Consider the following 19,318-nt stretch of genomic DNA (forward strand, 5'->3'; position numbering starts at 1 on the left):
GAGGTTCCTTGGCGCGTCTCTCTCGACAGCCCGTAGCAATAGGCTAGTGCTGTACCTTGGGCCCGCCATCCGGCGGGTCTTTTGGGGGTAGTGCAGATCAGCGCGCAGCGGCGGCGAATGCCGGTGGGCTTGCCCCAATGGGGCAAGCCGCCAGCCGAGGCGGGACGGTTCAGCGCTGGGTAGGGTCACTCGTCCGCGAACCGGACCGGTCCCCGGGGCGTGCGGTCCACCGAGAGGGTGAAGAGGTCGGGCCGGGCATAGTGGCCGCAGACGTCCAGCGAGCGGCGGGCGCGTCTGGCCAGTTCGGGGTCGACCTCGCCATAGAGGATGCCCTTCTCGCGATGCAGGGGGCCGGCCGTCACCTCGCCACCGGGGGCGATGATCACGGCATTGCCGTCATTGATCCACTCGTCCGGCGGGAAGAGGCGGTCGCGCTCGGGAAAGCTCGCCGGGACGTCGCTGCCCTGCATGGCCGGGGCCGAGCCGATCACCCAGCAGCCCCCCTCCTTGGCGATATGGCGCAGCGTGGCCAGGCAGATGTCGCTGGTGTCCCAGGTCGGGGTGATGAAGATCTCGAGGTCCTGGGCGTAGAGGGCATAGCGCGCCAGGGGCATATAACACTCCCAGCAGATCAGGCAGCCGAGCCGTCCGGCGGGGGTCGCCACCACCCGTAGCCCGCTGGCATCCCCCAGGCCCCAGATCATGCGTTCCGGGTTGGTCGGCATCAGCTTGCGATGGCGGTTGAGACGCGCGCCATCCGGGCCGATCACCACCAGGGTGTTGTAGAGGGTGGTGCCGCTGTAGCGGCTGTCGAGTTCGTGGCAGCCCAGCACCAGGGTCACCCCATGGCGCGCCGCGGCCTCCTCCAGGGGACGTAGCGCCTCGCCGTCCAGGTCGACGGCATTGGCGCGCAGGCGAGCATGGAGTTCGGCGGAGAGCGCCATGTCGCCGCCGGGTTTCAGCCGCCAGGCCCAGGCCGGATAGCCGGGCAACTGGGCCTCCGGGAAGACCAGCAGGGCGGCCCCGGCGGCGGCGGCCTCATCGATCGAGGCGAGCATCCGTTCGAGGGTGGCCTCGCGCTCGAGCAGGACCGGTGGTTTCTGGATGACGGCGACGGTGGTGGCCATGAGCGGCTCCTCGCGTGCCGGCCGAGGTCCGCGGCGGTGCCCCGTTCACCAGGACGCTATGCCTTTCACTATAGTGCCCGGCGACCGGCGATGCGGCCGTATTCGGCCTCGGCGCCGGGGTGTGGCGCCGCAACATCAAGGTGGCCTTCCACATGAATGGCGGCACATCTTCCGGAATCGCGAGTTGGTCTTGCCTGTCGAGAGCCTCCTAGACCAAAGTCTCAATGACAAGGTTGTCAGTCGTCTTTAGAGTCAATGTCAACGTTGTCAATCACATTCAATCAAACCATCAAGAGTCTATCGACATGGTCTCGATCAAGGACGTAGCCCGCTTGGCAGGAACCTCCTTCAAGACGGTATCGCGGGTGATCAATGATGATCCCGCCGTCCGTGAGGAGACCCGTGCCCGGGTGCTCGAGGCCATCGAGGAACTGGGGTATCGACCGAATAGCGCGGCACGCACCATGCGTAGCCAGCGCTCCGGGGTGATCGGCTTTATCTCCGACCGGGTGACTACCCAGCCCCACTCCGGTGACATCCTGCGTGGCGCCCAGCAGGTCGCCGATGCCCACGACAAGGTCCTGATGGTCGTCAATATCGATCGCGATGCCGGCTTCCGCCATCGCCAGCGGGCCCTGGATATTCTGCTGGAGCGTCGAGCGGAGGGGCTGATCTACGCTTGCGATTATCACCGGGAGGTCGAGTTACCCAAGGAGATGGGCATGGTGCCCTCGGTGCTGGCCAATGGTTTCGCGTCGGGGGCCATCCGGGTGCCGACCTTCCTCCCCGATGAGCAGCAGGCAGCCCTGGAGGTCACCCGTTTTCTGCTGGCCCAGGGGCATCGGCGTATCGCCTACCTGGGCCTCAACCCCAGGCTGGCGGCGGCTTCCCTGCGCCAGGCCGGCTATCGGCAGGCCCTGGAGGAGGCCGGCATCAAGGTGGACGAGGCGCTGATACATCCCGCCCTGGTGGGAGCTCCGGACGGCGATGAGCGCTCCACGGTGGAAGAGGCGATCGATCGGCTGCTGGCGAATTCACCACGGCCCACGGCGATCCTGTGTGGCCAGGACAGCACGGCGATGCAACTCTACCTGGCGCTGGCCGGCCGGGGGCTGGGCGTCGGTCGTGACCTGGCCGTGGCCAGCTTCGATGACCAGCGGCCGATTTCCACCTTCCTGACGCCGGGGCTGACCACCATGCGCTTGCCCCACCTGGAGATGGGCCGGCAGGCCATGCACTGCCTGTTGGCCGGCTCCCGGGAGGCGACCACCGTGCGCCTGCCCTTCGTGAGGATCGAGCGGGAGTCGCATCTGGTGGCCGGGCTATCGCCTCGCTCCCCCCTTTCCGAATCGGCCGTTAGCGACGGTCCCCGACAATAACAACCGATACCAATCCGGAGTTAGCACCATGATCGTTACGAGACACGCCCTGTTCTCCATCACCAAAATGACAACGTTGTCTATCGGGGCCGCCCTGGCAGCTCCCCTGGCCCTGGCATCCCCCCAGACCCTCGAGCTGTGGCGCCACGAGACCGGCAATATCGCCGAGATCGAGGTGAGCCAGGCGGCGGTGGAGCGCTTCAATCGTTCTCAGGAGCGCTGGCGGGTGGAGATGAGCATGATCCCCGAGGGGGCCTACACCGAGACGGTGACCTCCGCCGCCGTGGCCGGGGACCTGCCTTGCCTACTCTATATCGACCAGCCGGTGGCCCCCAACTTCGCCTGGGCGGGCTTCCTGCGGCCCCTGGACGGGCTGGTGGATCAGGCGGCCCTGGATGGCCTGATCGCCACCGCCAAGGGCACCTACGACGGCCGCATCTATTCGGCGGGCCAGTACGAGGTGGCGCTCTCGCTGCTGTCGCGGCGCTCGGTGCTCGAGGCACACGGTATCCGCATCGCCACCCTGGACGCCCCCTGAAGCCAGGCGGAGTTTCTCGATGCGCTGGAGACCCTCAAGGCCGGAGGCGACTTTCTCTATCCGCTGGACCTGCAGGCGGGATGGAGCGGCGAATGGTACTCCTACGCCTTCGGTCCCTGGCTGGTCAGCTTCGGCGGCGACCAGATCGATCGCGACGGCTACCTGGAGGCCGAGGGCGTGCTCAATGGCGAGGCGGCCGTGGCCTGGGGCGAGTTCTTCCAGTCGCTGTTCGAAGAGGGCCTGGTGGATCGCAACCCCAGCGATGACCGGGGCTTCGTTCAGGGGCGAGTGGCCATGAAATATGGCTTCCTGGAACCCTCGGCCTATCCGCAGGCATGGGAAGACGACCTGGTGGTGATGCCGGTACCGGACTTCGGCCATGGGCCGGTGATCGGCGGCGGCTCCTGGCATACCGGGATCACCACCGCCTGCGGGGCGCCGGAGGGCGCGGCCGAGTTCCTCGAGTTCCTGCTGCAGCCCGAGGAGATCGCCGCCATGTCCGAGGGCGCCGGCATGATCCCGGCCTCCGAGGCGGGGGCGGCGCTCACCGAGCACTACCGGGAAGGCGGCCGGTGGCGCTTCTTCTATGACTACTCCGAGGCCCATGCCCAGTTGCGTCCCGAGACGCCGGCCTACCCGATCATCTCCAGCGTCTTCGAACGCGCGGCGCGGGACATCCGCGACGGCGGCGATGTCCAGGCCGCCCTGGACGAGGCGGTGGACGCCATCGAGCGCAATATCGCCGATAACCGCGGCTATGGCATGGACGACTAGCCCTTGCGGACCGGCCGCGTCAACGCGGCCGGTGACGCGGCCCCATGTCGCCAGTACAACGATAACAACCATTCTGGATAACAAGGTGAAACCCATGCAGAAATCTGTTCCCGGACGGCGTTTCGGAATGTCGATGACAACGTTGTCACTCGGAATGTCTGTGGCCCTGTCCATGGTCGCCGCGACGGCCCACGCCGATCCCCAGCGGATCGAATACTGGCGCACCGAGGCGAGCCAGGCCGAGATCGAGTCCCAGCAAGCCGCCATCGATCGCTTCAACCAGTCGCAGCCGCGCTGGCGGGTCGAGATGAGTCGACTGCCCGCCGGCTCCTATACCGAGGCGATGACGGCGGCGGCCCTGGCCGGCGACCTGCCCTGCGTGATGTATATCGACCAGCCGGTGGCCCCCAACTTCGCCTGGTCCGAGTTCCTGCGTCCACTGGACGGCCTGGTACCTGCCGAGACCCTGGCGCCGCTGCTGGAGACCGCCAAGGCCACCTATGGTGGCGAGATCTATGCCGCGGGCCAGAACGAAGAGGTGCTGGTGCTCTATGGGCGGCGCTCGGTGCTGGAGGAGCACGGCATCCGTATCGCCACCCTCGATCACCCCTGGAGCCAGGCGGAGTTCCTCGCGGCGCTGGAGGCCCTCAAGCAGGGCGGCGACTTCCTCTACCCGCTGGACATCCAGGCCGGCTGGACCGGGGACGAGTGGTACTCCTATGCCTTCGGGCCCTGGCTGCTCAGCTTCGGTGGCGACCAGATCGATCGCGGCAACTACCTGTATGCCGAAGGCGTGCTCAACGGTGAGGAGGTCCTGGCCTGGGGCGAGTTCTTCCAGGGGCTCTTCGAGGCGGGCTACGTGGATCGCAATCCCAGCGACAACCGTGGCTTCGATCAGGGCCGGGTAGCGCTCAACTATGTGGGCAGCTGGGAGCTGCGCAACCACCTGGACGCCTGGGGCGACGACCTGGTGGTGATGCCGGTGCCGGACTTCGGCCACGGGACCACCATCGGGGGCGGCTCCTGGCAGCTGGGCATCTCCACCCAGTGTGATGCCCCCGAGGGGGCCGCCGCCTTCGTCGACTTCATGCTCCAGCCGGCAGAAATCGCCGAGGCGGCCCGCGCGCGCATCACGGTTCCTTCCCATCCTCAGGCCGCCGCGCTCACCGAGGACTTCCGCGAGGGCGGACGCTGGCGCTTCTTCTACGACTATGCCGAGGCCCATGCCCGGCTGCGCCCGGCGACGCCGGGGTATCCGACCATTTCCAGCGCCTTCGAGCGGGCGGCACGCGATATCCGCGACGGTCGTGACGTGCAGGAGGCGCTGGACGAGGCGGTGGACGCCATCGAGCGGGATATCGCCGACAACCGGGGCTACGGTTTCCACGAATAAGGGCTTCGCCTCGGCGGATAAGCTACCGCCGGGGCCCATAAGAGAGGAGGGCGCACGATGCACTCGAATATCGATGAGGCGAGGCCCCGGAGGCTGGCGGATGGGGCCGGCACCGGAGAGGCTAAGGTGACCACCTATCGCCAGGCCAGGCGTCGCGAGCGTCGCTTCGGCTATCTACTGAGCTTTCCGGCGTTGCTGGGGCTGTTCATGTTCCTGGTGCTGCCGTTCCTGATGGCGGTGGTGCTGTCGTTCAGCGACCAGCGGCTGCTCTCGCCCAACCAGGCGGAGTGGGTGGGCCTTCGCAACTACGACCGCCTGCTGAGCGTCAGCTGGCTGGTCCAGGAGGCCGAGCGCAGCGAACTGGGCGAGGTGGTGCGTACCGCCGAGGGCGAGCCGGAGTTCCCGGCGCTGCGCACGCTGCTGCGCGGCGACCCGGCCTACCGCGAGTATCGGGAGTTCACGAGCTGGCAGTGGGGGGAGAAGCGCTATGTGCTGCTGGCCAAGGACCCGCGCTTTATCCAGTCGTTCCTCAATACCCTGCTGTTCGTGATGCTGGTGGTGCCGCTGCAGTGCGGCCTGGCCCTGGGGCTGGCGTTGTTGATCAACCGGCAGCTGCGCGGCATCAGTGTCTTCCGGGCGATCTTCTTCTCGCCGGTGGTGACCTCCATCGTGGTGGTGTCGATCGTCTGGACCTTCCTCTATCACCGCGACGTGGGGGTCCTCAATCACTACCTGCAGGCGCTGACCTTCGGCCTGGTGGGGCCCATCGACTGGCTGGGCGATCCCGACTGGGCGATGCCCTCCATCGTCATCATGTCGGCCTGGCAGGCCTGTGGGGTGCAGATGCTGATCTTCCTGGCCGGGTTGCAGGGCATCTCCCAGGACCTCTACGAGGCGGCGGAGCTCGACGGCGCCGGGCGCTGGAGCCAGTTCTGGAACATCACCCTGCCGGGGCTGCGCAACACCCTGGTGTTCGTGATCCTCAGCACCACCGTGCAGGCCTTCGGCCTCTTCACCCAGGTGGACGTGATGACCGGCGGTGGGCCCCAGGGGTCCACCTCCACGGTGATGTTCCATGCCGTCGCCAAGGGCTTCCGCGAGCAGGACATCGCCTATGGCTCGGCCGTCAGCGTGGTGTTCTTCCTGGTGATCCTGCTGATCGCCCTGCTGCAGAAGAAATTCTTCGACGCCCGGGAGGCGAAGTGACATGACTGCCAACAAGCGACTCAAGACCCTGGCGTGGTATCTGGTACTGGCGGGCCTGGGCTACCTGTTCCTGTTCCCGCTGCTGTTCATGATCGTCTCCTCCTTCAAGCCGGAGTCGGCGATCTTCACCGACCTCTACTCGCTGCGGGCGATCCTGCCGGTGGGTGAACTGACCCTGGACAACTACCGCGGGGTCTTCGAGAAGAGCCGGATCGGCTACTACTTCCTCAACTCCCTGCTGATCACCGGCGGCACCGTGATCATGGGGCTGTTCGTCAACAGCCTGCTGGCCTATTCGCTGTCGCGGCTGGAATGGCGCGGCCAGAAGCTGATCCTCTCGGCGGTGATCGCGTTGATGATCATCCCGCTGGAGGCGGTGGTGGTGCCGATGCTGCTGCTGGTCTCCAAGCTGCCCACCCTGGGCTGGGAAGAGGGCAGGCTGGTGATCGAGGGATCCTGGATGAATACCCGGCACGTGCAGATGCTGCCCTTCGTGGCCAACGCCTTCTTCATCTTCCTCTTCTACCAGTTCTTCCGCGACATCCCCAAGGACTTCGACGAGGCGGCCAAGCTGGACGGCGCCAGCCCCTTCCAGATCTACCGCCATATCATCGTGCCCATGTCAGGGCCGGTGTTCGCCACCGTGGCGATCCTCCACTTCATGGTGATGTGGAACCAGTACCTGTGGCCGATCATGGCGGTCCAGAGCGAGGCGGTGCGCCCGGTGATGCCGGGCATCCAGATCTTCTTCGGTCGCGAGACCGAGTGGGGCGAGATCCTCGCCTATGCCTCCTTTATCACCCTGCCGGTGCTGGTGGTCTTCATGATCTTCCAGAAGCGCTTCGTGCGCAGCCTGGCGGGCGCCGGCATCAAGGGCTGATTGCGAGCAGCCTCCCATTACGACAGCCGTAGGGTGAACGACCCTGCGGCAGCAGGAGAAACACGATGGCAGATCTACAACTCAAGCAAGTCGTCAAGCGCTTCGGCGAGGTACAGACCATTCACGGCGTCGACCTGGAGATCACCCATGGCGAATTCGTGGTCTTCGTCGGCCCCTCGGGGTGCGGCAAGTCGACCCTGCTGCGGCTGATCGCCGGGCTGGAGGAGATCAGCGAGGGCGACATCCGCATCGATGGCGAGAGCGTCGCCCACCTGCCGGCGGCCCAGCGCGGCGTGGCCATGGTCTTCCAGTCCTATGCGCTCTACCCGCATATGACGGTGCGCGAGAACATGGGCTTCGGGCTGCGCATGGCCAAGTTCGACAAGGTCGAGATCGACCGGCGCGTCGAGGAGGCCGCCGCCATCCTCAAGCTGGGGCCGCTGCTGGAGCGACGCCCCAAGGCACTCTCCGGCGGTCAGCGCCAGCGGGTGGCGATCGGTCGCACCATCGTGCGCAATCCCAAGGTCTTCCTGTTCGACGAACCACTCTCCAACCTGGACGCGGAGCTGCGCGTGCAGATGCGCGTGGAGATCGCCAAGCTCCATGCCTCCCTGGGCAACACCATGGTCTACGTCACCCACGACCAGGTCGAGGCGATGACCATGGCCGACAAGATCGTGGTGTTGCGCGATGGGCGCATCGAGCAGGTGGGCAGTCCCCTGGAGCTCTACCTCAATCCGGTCAACGACTTCGTGGCCGGCTTCATCGGCTCGCCGCGCATGAACTTCTTCGACACCCGGGTGCGGGACGTCGCCGAGGGCCGCTTGACCCTGGAGCTGCCGGGCGGTGAGCACGCGGAGCTGGAGGCGGACACCGCCGGGGTGGCCCCCGGTGACGTCCTGCGTCTGGGTATCCGCCCCGAGCATATCCGCGAGGACGACGGTGACGAGATCGGCCTGGCCATCGAGGTGGAGGTGGTGGAGCACCTGGGCGGCAGCACCTTCGTCTATGGCCGTCATGCCGGGGGCGAGCCCCTGACCCTGCAGGTGGGTGGCCTCAGCGATATCCGGCCCGGCAGCGGGCGACGGGTCAGCTTCGCCCACGGCTTCTGCCACCTGTTCGACGCCACCGGGCGCAGTATCGGCCCGCGCAAGCGCCCCGAGGCGCTCAAGGCCGCGGGCCAGGGGCTGGCCGCCGGCGCCTGATCACGGCTCAAGACCCTGGGGCGGCTTCCGCGGATGAATGACAACGTTGTCTATCGCTTTTTCGATCGCTTTTTCGATCGCTTTTGTCGATCGCTTCCGCCGGCGTCGCCCCCACGCCTCCCGGCCCGTATGGCCGGGGGCCCATCTCCCTTAGTGACAAAAGGACGGACCATGACCGCCACGATTGCCGAGCCCCTGCTGGCCCAGCGACCGGTTCTGCACTTCACCCCGCCCCGGGGCTGGATGAACGACCCCAACGGCCTCGTCTACTTCGACGGCGAGTATCACCTCTTCTACCAGTACCATCCCCATGACCGGGTCTGGGGCCCCATGCACTGGGGCCATGCGGTGAGCCGCGACCTGGTGCAATGGGAGCACCTGCCGCCGGCCCTGGCCCCGGACGAGCAGGGCGCCTGCTTCTCCGGCAGCGCCATCGTCGACCGCCACGACACCAGCGGCCTGTTCGATGGCAAGCCGGGGCTGCTGGCCTTCTATACCGTGCATCGCGAGGCGGACGACGACCCTTCGGATTATGTCCAGGAGCAGTGCCTGGCCTATAGCCGCGACCGCGGGCGCAGCTGGCAGAAGTATGCGGGCAACCCCCTGATCGCCAGCCCCGGCTTCAAGGACTTCCGCGACCCCAAGGTGATCTGGCATGAGCCCAGCCGGCGCTGGGTGATGGCGCTCGCCTGTGGCCAGACGATCCAGTTCCACGTCTCCGAGAACCTGCGCGACTGGCGCCTGGCCAGCGAGTTCGGCGCGGGGCAGGGCGCCCATACCGACGGCCCCTGGGAGTGTCCCGATCTCTTCGAACTGCCCGTGGAGGGCGCCGCCCCGGGCGAGCCCGCGACCCGCTGGGTGCTGGTGGTGGGGGTGGGGGCCGGCGAGCAGGAGGCCTTCGGCTCCTTCACCCAGTACTTCGTCGGCCACTTCGACGGCCAGCGCTTCCACAACGACCACCCGGCCGAGACGGCGCGGCTGATGGACGAGGGGCGCGACTTCTACGCCGTGCAGAGCTGGGCGGACGTGCCCGCCGAGGACGGCCGGCGCCTGGCCATCGCCTGGCTCAACAACTGGCTCTACGCCAACCAGATCCCCGAGGCGGGCTGGCGCGGCGCCATGAGTTTTCCCCGCGAGCTCGGACTCACCGCTACTCCCGAAGGCGTGCGGCTGCGCCAGGCCTTCGCCCAGGAGTGGCAGGCCCGGGCCGGGGCGTCGGACCCTGCCCTGGCTCCCGCCGAGCTCACGGCCGGGCGTCACACCCTGGTGGCGGCCGGCGCCCGGGTGGCCCATGGCCGCCTCGTGCTCGAGCTGGCGCCGGATGCCGTCATTGCACTGGACCTGCAACAGGGCGACCACCAGACCCTTCGGCTGGCGCGGGACGGCGAGGGGGTGCGGATCAGTCACCGTCGTGCGGGCGAGAACGGGGTGGCCGAGTTCGATAGCCATTTTCCCCATGACCAGCGGGTCGGGCGCCTGGCCGGTTCGCGCGTCGAGCTGGAATGGCTGGTGGACGGTGGCTCCCTGGAACTGCTGTTCGACGGCGGCCGACTGTCGCTGACCCACCTCAGCTTCGTCGATCCTGCCCACCGGCCGGTGATGCTGCGCGTCGAGGCCGGTGCCTGCCGCGTCATGGACTGCCGCTATCGCCGCCTGGACACCTAGTCGCGACGGCGTCGCGGATTCCTCCGCGGGCCCGGCCCGCGGTGTCATACCCTCCTCATCAACAAGGATAACTCATGCAATCATCGATCTTTTCGCCGGCTCCGCTGACCGCCGCCATCGCCCTGAGCCTGGCCACCCCCGCCATGGCGGGCATGACCTACGAGGGCGAGAGCGGCTCGCTGTCCTTCGCCGGGGATGTCGAACTCGACATCAATGCCCACAACAGCCAGGAGGCTTCCAGGGGGTCGATCTTCTCCGCCGAGGAGATCGAGACCCGGGACGAATACAGCCAGACCGGCCGGATCCTCCTGGAGGTCGCCGGCGAGCGCCGGGCGGCATCGGGGCACTATGCGCGCTTCAAGGCCCAGCCGCTGCTGGGCACCGACGGTGGCGTCGGGGTCGACGATGCCTGGCTGGCCATCGGCAACGACCGGGGCGGCGAGGTCAAGGTCGGCCGCTTCGAGGGCTATGACCTCTTCCCGCTGGGCCAGGACGTGTTCGTCGAACACAATGGCGATACCGCCAACGACCTGTATCGCGACGGCAGCGGCTACATCTACCAGGCCAAGGAGGGTCGTGGCCGCGGGGCCAGCGCGGGTCAGGTACTGATCAGCCAGCAGTTCGGCGACCTCTACGCCGAACTGGGCACCCTGTTCGGTGACCGGCGCGACCTCTTCGATACCGCGACCTACCACGGCTTCACGATCGACGACGACACCAAGAACTCGGCGATCCTGCGCCCGGTGGTGGCCTGGGCTCCGGGGCCCTGGACCCTGGCCGTCGGCGCCGAGACCAATGTGGTCAGCGACGCCGTGGTCGACGAGCGTGGCGAGGATATCGGCGACCGGACCGGCTACGGCACTCGCCTCTCCTATGCCGCCGGCGACTGGTCGATCAACCTCAACCTGGCCTACCTGGATGCCCACGAAGAGCACAATGCCACCGTCGGCGTGAATGCGCTCTGGCACCGCATCGGTCTCGGCTACATCCATGCCGATAACACGATCGATGAGGTCAACCCCGACGCCGACCCGGACACCGTCACCCTGCCGGGGAGCTACACCTCGGATACCCTCTACACCTCGTATCGCTTCGACGACGTACTGGGCATCGAGGACTTCCGGACCTACCTGGGGGCCTTCTACAGCATCATCGACCACGACTCCGGTGAAGACCTGAGTGACGCCGATCGTTATGGGGTACGGCTGCGCCTCAAGTACGTCTTCTGACGCGCTTCCCCTTTGACTCGCGATAGTTCCTTTGCTGGCGCCCTGCGGGGCGCCTTCCTGTCGGTCGAGATGTCTGAAATGCAAGGGGGCAGGCCATTGGCCTGCCCCCTTTGTGCTGTGCTGGTATCCCGTGGGACGAGGCTCGACCGCCACCGGCCGGTCGCCGCGCCGGATTGCCGCTTAACCCAGGCCGGTGACCCGCAAACCGGTGATGGTCGCCAGCTAGAGCACACCGTTCTGGTGCCTCAGCCCCCGAGGCTGGCCAGGTCCTCCCGGGTGGGCAGGGCGGCGTAGGCGCCGGGGCGGGTCACCGCATGGGCGCCGCACTGGCAGGCGGTGGTCACCGCCCGGGACAGGAAGGCGTCGTCCTGGTGCCAGTCGCTGGCGATGCCGGCGCTCTCCAGGTGGGTGGCAAGCTCGGCGAGCAGGCCGCCGATAAAGGCATCGCCGCCGGCGGTGGTGTCCACCGCCTTGACTTGGGGCGGGGCGACGCGCAGCTCGCGGCCGGCGCCCAGCAGGCGCACCGCCTCGGGCCCATCGGTGATGACGATCGCCTTGACCCCGGCGGCCAGGCGCTCGGCCAGCCAGGCCGCCTCCGGATGGTCGCCGCGCAGGTCGTCGACCTCCTCCCGGGAGAGTTTGAGCAGGTCGGCGCCATCCAGCAGCCGGGTGACCAGGGGCGCATCGGCGCGGCCGCCCGCCCAGAGGTTGTGGCGCAGGTTGGCGTCGACGCTGACCAGGCAGCCGGCGCGGCGGGCCGTCTCGGCCATGGCCAGAGTGGTCTCGGCGATGGCCGGCTCGGTGAGGCTGTTGCTGCACAGGTGGAGGATGGCCGGCTCGGCGAAGACCCCCTGGGGCAGGTGCTCCAGGCGATAGAGCAGGTCGGCGGCGGGCGGCCGGTAAAAGTCGAAGGTGCGCTCACCGCTGGCGTCCCGGGAGACGAAGGCCAGCGCCGTGCGTGCGGCCCGGGTGCGCACCACGCCGCCGGTGTCGACGCCGTGGGCGGCCAGCTCTTCGGCGATGAAGTCGCCGAAGTGGTCGTCGCCGAGCATGCCCAGGAAACGGCTGGGCACGCCGAGCCGCGCACAGGCCACCGCCACATTGGCCGGGGCACCGCCGGCATAGGGGGTAAAGGTCTCGGGGCCCTCGGCCGCCTGGTCGCCCAGGCGGCTGGAGAGCATATCGACCAGGGCTTCGCCGAAGGCGATCACCGGGATCATTGGGCCTGCTCCTTGCCGCGCTTGGCCTTGCCGCCCTTGGCGGGGCTGCCTTGCTCGGGCACTGCCTTGGCCGCCTCGGCCTGATCCGCGGCGCGGGCCGGGGCGCGGCCGGGGAAGTGCTGGCGCACCAGGGCCAGCAGCCCCTGGGTGGAGGCGTCGAAGTCCTGGGTGCGTTCGTCGATGCGCTCGCTGATCTCGCCGGCGATGCGCTTGCCCAGTTGCACCCCCCACTGGTCGAAGGAGTTGATGTTCCAGATCACCCCCTGGACGAACACCTTGTGCTCGTAGAGGGCGATCAGGGCGCCCAGGTTCTTCGGCGTCAGCTCGTCGAGCAGCAGGGTGCTGGAGGGGCGGTTGCCGGGGCAGCTGTAGGGGTCGAGCTGGCCGCCCTCCTGGCTGCCCTCCATAAAGGCGTTGGCCTGGGCCAGCATATTGGTGAGCAGGGCGAAGTGGTGGTCCTCGAAACCCGGCTCCGGCTTCAGCGAGGCGATGAAGTCGATGGGAACGAAGCGGGTGCCCTGGTGCAGCAGCTGGAAGAAGGCGTGCTGGCCGTTGGAGCCGGTCTGGCCCCAGACGATGGGCCCGGTCTTGTAGTCGACGGGGTGGCCGAAGATATCCACCGACTTGCCGTTGGATTCCATGTCCAGCTGCTGCAGGAAGGAGGGCAGCTGATGCAGGGCCTGGTCATAGGGCACGATGGCCTGGGTCTCGGCGCCCTGGAAGTTGATGTACCAGATGCCGATCAGCGCCATCAGCACCGGCATGTTCTCGGCGAAGGGCGCGGAGATGAAGTGCTCGTCCATCTCGTGGGCGCCCTCCAGCAGCTCCATGAAGCCGTCGAAGCCGATGGACAGCGCGATGGGCAGGCCGATGGAGGACCACATGGAGTAGCGCCCGCCGACCCAGGCCCAGAATTCGAAGACGTTCTCCTCGCGGATGCCGAACTCCATGGCCGCCTTACTGTTGGTGGAGGCGGCCACGAAGTGAGCCCCCACGTCGGCGTCCTCGCCGGCGTTGTCGAGGAACCAGCGCCGCGCCGTCTTGGCGTTGAGCAGGGTCTCCTGGGTGGAGAAGGTCTTGGTGGAGACGATAAACAGGGTGGTCTCGGGGTCGAGGCCGCTGAGCACCTTCTGGATATGGGTGCCGTCCACGTTGGAGACGAAGTGGAAGCTGAGCTCCGGGTGGCGGTACTTGAGCAGCGCCCGGCAGGCCATATTGGGGCCCAGGTCGGAGCCGCCGATGCCGATATTCACCACGTCCTTGATGCGCTTGCCGCTGTAGCCCTTCCACTCGCCGCTGCGGATCGCCTCGGAGAAGCGCTGGATCTGCTCCCGGGTGCGGTGGATCTCCGGCATCACGTCCTTGCCGTCCACATGGACCGGGGAGTCGCCCAGGTGGCGCAGGGCGGTGTGCAGTACCGGGCGGTCCTCGGTGACATTGATGATATCGCCGGAGAACATCTGGGCGCGGCGCTGCACCAGGGCGGAGTGGTCGGCCAGTTCTAGCAGTTTCTCCAGCACCTCGTCGGAGACCAGGTGCTTGGAGTAGTCGAGGAACAGCCCTCCGACCCGCAGGCTCATCTTGTCGAAGCGCGCCGGGTCGGCGGCGAAGTAGTCGTGGATGCGGTCCTTGGCGGTCTCGCGGCAGAGCCGCTCCAGGGCTTGCCAGGTGACGCTACGGGTCAGCTGAAACATGGGGTCCTCCGGGTCGTGACTGTGGTTGTTAGTGACGCTTCAGGCCACGCGATGGCAGCGCGCGGCCTCCAGCAGGGCGTACCAGGGCGGTGCGGCCAGGGAGGGGGCGGGGGCCTGCAGCAGCGCCTCCAGGCGCTCGGGCTTGAGGGTGCCCACCACCGGGACGGGGCGACCGGGCAGGCGGCGCAGCCAGGCCAATGCCAGGGCGCCGGGGCTGCAGCCGTGGGCCTCGGCCTCGGCGGTCAGCACCTGGCCCAGGCGGTCCTCGAAGACGCTGCCGCCACCCAGCGGCGACCAGGCCAGGGGCGTCAGGCCGTCCCGCAGCAGGGCGTCGTAGCTGCCGTCGAAGAGCGGCGCGCTGTGCCCCAGGGAGAGTTCCAGTTGATGCACCGCCAGTGTCTGGTGCATGGCCCCCTGCAGGCGCCGCCACTGCTCCGGCAGGAAATTGGAGACCCCGGCGGCGGCGATCTTGCCGGCCGCCACGGCGTCGTCCAGGGCGCGGCCGGTGGCCTCGGCATCCATCAGCGGGTCGGGGCGATGCAGCAGGAAGTGGTCGAGGCGCTCTACCCCCAGCCGCGCCAGGGCGGCGTCGATGGCCGCGCTCAGGTAGGCCGGCGAGGCATCGTAGTGCTTGACCGCATAGCCGGAGGTGTCGCGTTGGGGGGTGATGATGCTCGCCTTGGTGACGATGCGCACCCGCTGGGCCAGGCCCGGGCGGCGCCTGAGGGCGGCGCCGAACAGCGCCTCGCCCTGGCCGTCGCCGTAGATATCGGCATGGTCGAACCACGCCAGGCCCTGGTCGAGGCGTGCCTCGATCCAGTCGGCCAGGCGCTCGGGATCCTGCAGGTCCCGGGCCTCATGGAGGCGCATCATGCCCAGCACCAGGGGCACGTCGAAGGTGGCGCTCATGGGGTGGCCTCCTCGGACGCTGCCAGCGACAGGGTGGTGCCCAGCAGATGCTGGGCGCCGGGCACCAGCCACACCGGGTCGAGGCGGGTATTGGCGGCCTCCACACAGAGGAAGCGGCGCGCCGCCTCGGCGGGGGTGTCCTCCGGCAGGGCCTCGCCGGGGTGCCAGACCACCGCCGAGTCGCTGCCCTGGCGGGCGATGCGCAGGCGACGCTGGCCGTCGTCCAGGGTCAGCTCGGCGTTGCTGTGGTAGATGCGGTCGACGGCGCCGCGCACCCCCAGTTCGCCCTGCTGATCGGCCTCGGCGAAGTCGCGGTGCTTGTCCAGGTAGCGGGCCCCGGCCAGGCCCTCGACGCGGCAGGCCTGGGCGTCGCTTACCGCCAGGTAGCTATGCAGGGCGCCGCTCAGTTTCACCGGGGTCTCGCCGGTGTGCTCGGTGATCAGTTCCACATGCAGGCGGTTGGCGTTGGCCTGGACCATCAGCCGCGGACTGAGCTGGCCATGCAGGCGGCTCTCCGGGGAGAGATGCAGCTCCACGCCGCCCTCGTGCTCGTCCACCGCATCCAGGCGCCAGTCCGCCTTGCGGGCGGTGCCATGGAAGGGGCCGCTATGGTCTTCCGATTCATCCGCATAGCGTTCGTCGGCGAACCAGGGCCAGCATAGCGGGATGCCGCCGCGGATCGCCCCGGGCAGGGCCTGGGGCGTGGGGGTCACCCATAGCCAGCCGCTGTCGTCACGGCTCGCGGGGCGAAAATGAAGCACCTGGGCGCCCTGGAGGGAGAGCGCCAGCTCCCCCCAGGCCTCGTTGGCCAGCCACACCTCGCGGCCTTGCCATTGGGTGCGGCGTTGGCCCTGGGTGGTCTCCAGCAGCTGGCGCAGGGAATCGGGAATCATCGGGCTCTCTCCTAGGGACGTTGACAATGATCAGTCGACCTCGGGGTTGTGGAGGGCCTCGGCGGCGCCCAGCAGGCCGGGCCAGGCGGCGGTGACCACATGCACCGGAATCGCCCCGGTGTAGTCGCCCATGCGCCCCTTGGCGGTAAAGGCCTCGCGGAAGCGGCTGCGCGGCAGCCAGTCGAGCAGCCGCGGCAGGATGCCGCCACACAGGTAGACCCCGCCCCGGGCGCCCATCGTCAGGGCCGCATCGCCGCAGACGTCGCCGAGGATCTTCAGGAACCGCAGCAGGGTATCACGGGCCACCGGGTCCTCTCCCGCGGCCTCGCTGACCTCGGCGGGGCTGGCGTAGCGGGGCGGGGCGCCCTTCAGGGAGCAGTGGGCCAGGTAGAGGTCGAGCAGCCCTTGGCCGCAGAGGATGCGCTCCACGCTGACCCGCCCGTAGCGGTTGCGGAAGTGGCGCAGCAGGTTCTGTTCCCGTTCGTCGGTGGGGGCGAAGGTGACATGGCCGCCCTCGGTGGGCAGCGGGATCCAGGCCTGGCGGCCGGGGAAGAGGCCGGCCACGCCGAGGCCGGTGCCGGGGCCGATCACCAGCCGGGCGGTATGCGCCAGGGCCTCGCCGGGCTGCACCTCGACGAGGTCCTGTTCGGCCACATGGGGCACGCCGAGGGCCTGGGCGGTGAAGTCGTTGATCACCTTGAACAGCTCGAGACCCAGGGCCTGCTGCGCCTCGCGCCGGGAGAAGGCCCAATGGTTGTTGGTCATCTTGACCCGGTCGCCACGGATCGGGCAGGCGAAGGCCAGGCAGGCCTCCCGGGGCGCCTGGGCCCCGCTGGCGCCGACCCGCGTCAGGTAGTCGTTGACCGCCTCCACCAGGCCCGGGTAGTCGGCGCAGGGCAGGCTGAGGATATCGTGGGGCTCGAAGGCGCCGGGGGTCACCAGGGCGAAGCGCGCATTGGTCCCACCGATATCACCGATAAGCGCGGGTCGAATCATCGTGAGCTGGCCTCTTCATACAGTCGCAGAAACAGGGCATGGTCCCACCGCTCTCCATAAGATCCGCCGATAAGCGCGGGTCGAATCATCGTGAACGGGCCTCTTCAAACAGTCGCAGACACAGGGCTTAGGCGTCTTCGTCGTGGATCTGGCCGGCCTGCTGGGCCAGGTCGTCGGCCTCGAAGCCGCCGAACACCGAGGCGCCGTGCTCGGAGCCGCTGGCCAGGTGACGGAAGCCGGCGAACAGCTCGCGGCCCAGTCCCTGGTGGTAGTGCTCCAGGTGGGGCTCACCCAGCTCGCGTTCGGCCAGGTCATGGGCGGAGACCTTGACCTCGAGGGTGCCGGCGTTGGCGTCCAGGCGGACCACATCGCCGTCGCGGAGCCGCGCCAATGGGCCGCCGTCCAGGGCCTCGGGGGTCATATGGATGGCCGCCGGGACCTTGCCGGAGGCGCCGGACATGCGCCCGTCGGTGACCAGGGCCACCTTGAAGCCGCGATCCTGGAGCACGCCCAGGAAGGGGGTCAGCTTGTGCAGCTCCGGCATGCCATTGGCCTTGGGGCCCTGGAAGCGCACCACCACCACCAGGTCGCGGTCGAGCTCGCCGGCCTCGAAGGCCGCCTTGAGCTGGTTCTGGTCCTCGAAGATACGCGCCGGGGCCTCGACGAGACGGTGCTCCTCGGCCACCGCCGAGACCTTGATCACGCCGCGGCCCAGGTTGCCGTCCAGCACGGTGAGCCCGCCGGTAGGCGCGAAGGGCTCGCTGACGCCGCGCAGCACGTCCGCGTCGAGGCTCTCGGTGGGGCCCTCGCGCCAGACCAGTTCACCGTCCTCGAGGAAGGGCTCCTGGGTGTAGGCGGTCAGGTCGGTGCCGAACACCGTGGGAATATCGGCGTGAATCAGGCCGGCCTGGATCAGCTCGCGGATCAGCAGGCTCATGCCGCCGGCGGCCTGGAAGTGGTTCACGTCGGCCTGACCGTTGGGGTAGATGCGGGTCAGGCTGGGGGTCACCGCGGAGAGCTCGGTGAAGTCGTCCCAGGTGACGGTGAGCCCCGCCGCGGCGGCCATGGCCACCAGGTGCAGGGTGTGGTTGGTGGAGCCGCCGGAGGCCAGCAGGCCGACCATGGCGTTGACGATGGCCCTGGCGTCGACCTGCTTATAGAAGGGGCGGTAGGTGCCGCCGGCTTCGCTGTTGCGAATCGCCTGCTCGGCGGCGTAGCGGGTCAGCGCCTCGCGCAGCGGGGTGCCCGGGTTGACGAAGGAGGCGCCGGGCAGGTGCAGGCCCATGATCTCCATCATCAGCTGGTTGGAGTTGGCGGTGCCATAGAAGGTGCAGGTGCCGGGGCTGTGGTAGGAGGCGGATTCCGCCTCCAGCAGCTCGTCGCGACCCACCTTGCCCTCGGCATAGAGCTGGCGGATGCGCGCCTTCTCCTTGTTGGGCAGGCCACTTGGCATGGGGCCGGCGGGCACGAAGAGGGTCGGCAGGTGGCCGAAGCGCGCCGCGCCGATAAACAGCCCCGGGACGATCTTGTCGCACACCCCCAGGTAGAGGGCGGCGTCGAACATGTTATGGGAGAGGGCCACGGCGGTGGCCATGGCGATCACTTCCCGGGAGAACAGCGACAGTTCCATGCCCGGCTGGCCCTGGGTCACCCCATCGCACATGGCCGGCACGCCGCCGGCGTACTGGGCGGTGGAGCCCATGGCCCGGGCCGCCTCCTTGATGATCTCCGGGTAGCTTTCCAGCGGCTGGTGGGCGGAGAGCATGTCGTTATAAGACGAAACGATGCCCAGGTTGGCGCTGTTCATCAGCTTGAGGCGCCCCTTGTCGGTTTCGCCGCAGGCGGCGAAACCGTGGGCCAGGTTGCCGCAGGAGAGCTCGCCCCGGTGCACCCCGCGGCGGTGCTGCGCCTCCATGCGCGCCTCATAGAGGGCGCGGCGTTCGGCGGAGCGTTCGGCGATGCGTTTTGTCACATGGTTGACGACGTCATTGAGCGGGGGAGTCTGGGCAGTCATGGCAACCTCGTCTGATCGAAGTGGGCGGGTTTCGCCGGCTCGGCGATGTCCAATGTCGTAAACTTAGCAAAAAAATACCTTGAAAGCTCCCCGACTTTGGGCCAAATTGGGGGCCATAGATAGTAATCTTTCAATGTTACCAGGCGTCGGCTCCCTTCAGCGGGGTCGCCGTCATCGACTCGACAGCACAAGAACG

Annotated in this window: 16 protein-coding genes; 9 read left to right on the forward strand and 7 right to left on the reverse strand. The window is 68.1% G+C overall.

All coding sequences use genetic code 11. From position 1 onward, the window contains the following. Positions 1 to 185 precede the first annotated feature (185 nt). Complete coding sequence (locus tag ACZ5EF_RS03955) at positions 186 to 1,127, reverse strand: carbon-nitrogen hydrolase family protein (protein WP_346063953.1); 942 nt, start codon at positions 1,125 to 1,127, stop codon at positions 186 to 188. A gap of 332 nt (positions 1,128 to 1,459) precedes the next feature. On the opposite strand from ACZ5EF_RS03955, the gene ACZ5EF_RS03960 reads away from it, so the two are divergent. The 9 genes from ACZ5EF_RS03960 to ACZ5EF_RS04000 all read left to right on the forward strand — a co-directional run bounded on the left by ACZ5EF_RS03960 (position 1,460) and on the right by ACZ5EF_RS04000 (position 11,396). Continuing rightward, on the forward strand, positions 1,460 to 2,506 hold the full coding sequence (locus tag ACZ5EF_RS03960; protein ID WP_464122851.1) for a LacI family DNA-binding transcriptional regulator: 1,047 nt from the start codon (positions 1,460 to 1,462) through the stop codon (positions 2,504 to 2,506). 28 nt (positions 2,507 to 2,534) lie between these two features. Then, positions 2,535 to 3,044 carry a hypothetical protein gene (locus ACZ5EF_RS03965; protein WP_346063951.1) on the forward strand — a complete coding sequence of 170 codons (510 nt, stop codon included), beginning with the start codon at positions 2,535 to 2,537 and terminating at the stop codon, positions 3,042 to 3,044. 63 nt (positions 3,045 to 3,107) lie between these two features. Next, the gene (locus ACZ5EF_RS03970; protein ID WP_464123356.1) at positions 3,108 to 3,818 is read left to right on the forward strand and encodes an extracellular solute-binding protein; all 711 of its coding nucleotides are present in this window, start codon (positions 3,108 to 3,110) and stop codon (positions 3,816 to 3,818) included. A 154-nt stretch (positions 3,819 to 3,972) separates the two neighbouring features. Beyond that, on the forward strand, positions 3,973 to 5,211 hold the full coding sequence (locus tag ACZ5EF_RS03975) for an ABC transporter substrate-binding protein (protein ID WP_464122853.1): 1,239 nt from the start codon (positions 3,973 to 3,975) through the stop codon (positions 5,209 to 5,211). Positions 5,212 to 5,268: 57 nt separating this feature from the next. Next, on the forward strand, positions 5,269 to 6,417 hold the full coding sequence (locus ACZ5EF_RS03980) for a carbohydrate ABC transporter permease (RefSeq protein WP_464122855.1): 1,149 nt from the start codon (positions 5,269 to 5,271) through the stop codon (positions 6,415 to 6,417). A gap of 1 nt (position 6,418) precedes the next feature. After that, positions 6,419 to 7,297: a carbohydrate ABC transporter permease gene (locus ACZ5EF_RS03985; protein WP_346063948.1), complete on the forward strand. Its 879-nt coding sequence runs from the start codon at positions 6,419 to 6,421 to the stop codon at positions 7,295 to 7,297. Between the two features lie 65 nt (positions 7,298 to 7,362). Further along, a complete protein-coding gene (locus tag ACZ5EF_RS03990) occupies positions 7,363 to 8,502 on the forward strand; it encodes an ABC transporter ATP-binding protein (protein ID WP_346063947.1) in 1,140 nt (379 codons plus the stop codon). Between the two features lie 171 nt (positions 8,503 to 8,673). Next, positions 8,674 to 10,167: a glycoside hydrolase family 32 protein gene (locus tag ACZ5EF_RS03995; RefSeq protein WP_346063946.1), complete on the forward strand. Its 1,494-nt coding sequence runs from the start codon at positions 8,674 to 8,676 to the stop codon at positions 10,165 to 10,167. A 74-nt stretch (positions 10,168 to 10,241) separates the two neighbouring features. Then, positions 10,242 to 11,396 (forward strand): carbohydrate porin, encoded by a 1,155-nt coding sequence (locus ACZ5EF_RS04000; RefSeq protein WP_346063945.1) that lies wholly within the window; start codon positions 10,242 to 10,244, stop codon positions 11,394 to 11,396. 245 nt (positions 11,397 to 11,641) lie between these two features. Here the strand turns inward: ACZ5EF_RS04000 and ACZ5EF_RS04005 are convergent, their stop codons facing one another. The 6 genes from ACZ5EF_RS04005 to edd form a co-directional block, all read right to left on the reverse strand. Then, positions 11,642 to 12,616 carry a carbohydrate kinase family protein gene (locus tag ACZ5EF_RS04005; protein ID WP_346063944.1) on the reverse strand — a complete coding sequence of 325 codons (975 nt, stop codon included), beginning with the start codon at positions 12,614 to 12,616 and terminating at the stop codon, positions 11,642 to 11,644. Further along, positions 12,613 to 14,310, reverse strand: a complete 1,698-nt coding sequence (pgi, locus tag ACZ5EF_RS04010) for a glucose-6-phosphate isomerase (RefSeq protein ID WP_346063943.1) — start codon at positions 14,308 to 14,310, stop codon at positions 12,613 to 12,615. The genes ACZ5EF_RS04005 and pgi overlap by 4 nt, the downstream gene beginning before the upstream one ends. A 39-nt stretch (positions 14,311 to 14,349) precedes the next feature. Then, positions 14,350 to 15,219 (reverse strand): aldo/keto reductase, encoded by an 870-nt coding sequence (locus ACZ5EF_RS04015; RefSeq protein ID WP_346063942.1) that lies wholly within the window; start codon positions 15,217 to 15,219, stop codon positions 14,350 to 14,352. Then, positions 15,216 to 16,112: a D-hexose-6-phosphate mutarotase gene (locus ACZ5EF_RS04020; protein ID WP_346063941.1), complete on the reverse strand. Its 897-nt coding sequence runs from the start codon at positions 16,110 to 16,112 to the stop codon at positions 15,216 to 15,218. The genes ACZ5EF_RS04015 and ACZ5EF_RS04020 overlap by 4 nt, the downstream gene beginning before the upstream one ends. Positions 16,113 to 16,142: 30 nt before the next feature. Beyond that, a complete protein-coding gene (gene glk / locus ACZ5EF_RS04025) occupies positions 16,143 to 17,108 on the reverse strand; it encodes a glucokinase (RefSeq protein WP_346063940.1) in 966 nt (321 codons plus the stop codon). A gap of 127 nt (positions 17,109 to 17,235) precedes the next feature. Next, complete coding sequence (gene edd / locus ACZ5EF_RS04030) at positions 17,236 to 19,122, reverse strand: phosphogluconate dehydratase (RefSeq protein WP_346063939.1); 1,887 nt, start codon at positions 19,120 to 19,122, stop codon at positions 17,236 to 17,238. Positions 19,123 to 19,318 lie beyond the last annotated feature (196 nt).

This window comes from Bisbaumannia salifodinae (genome assembly GCF_055388505.1).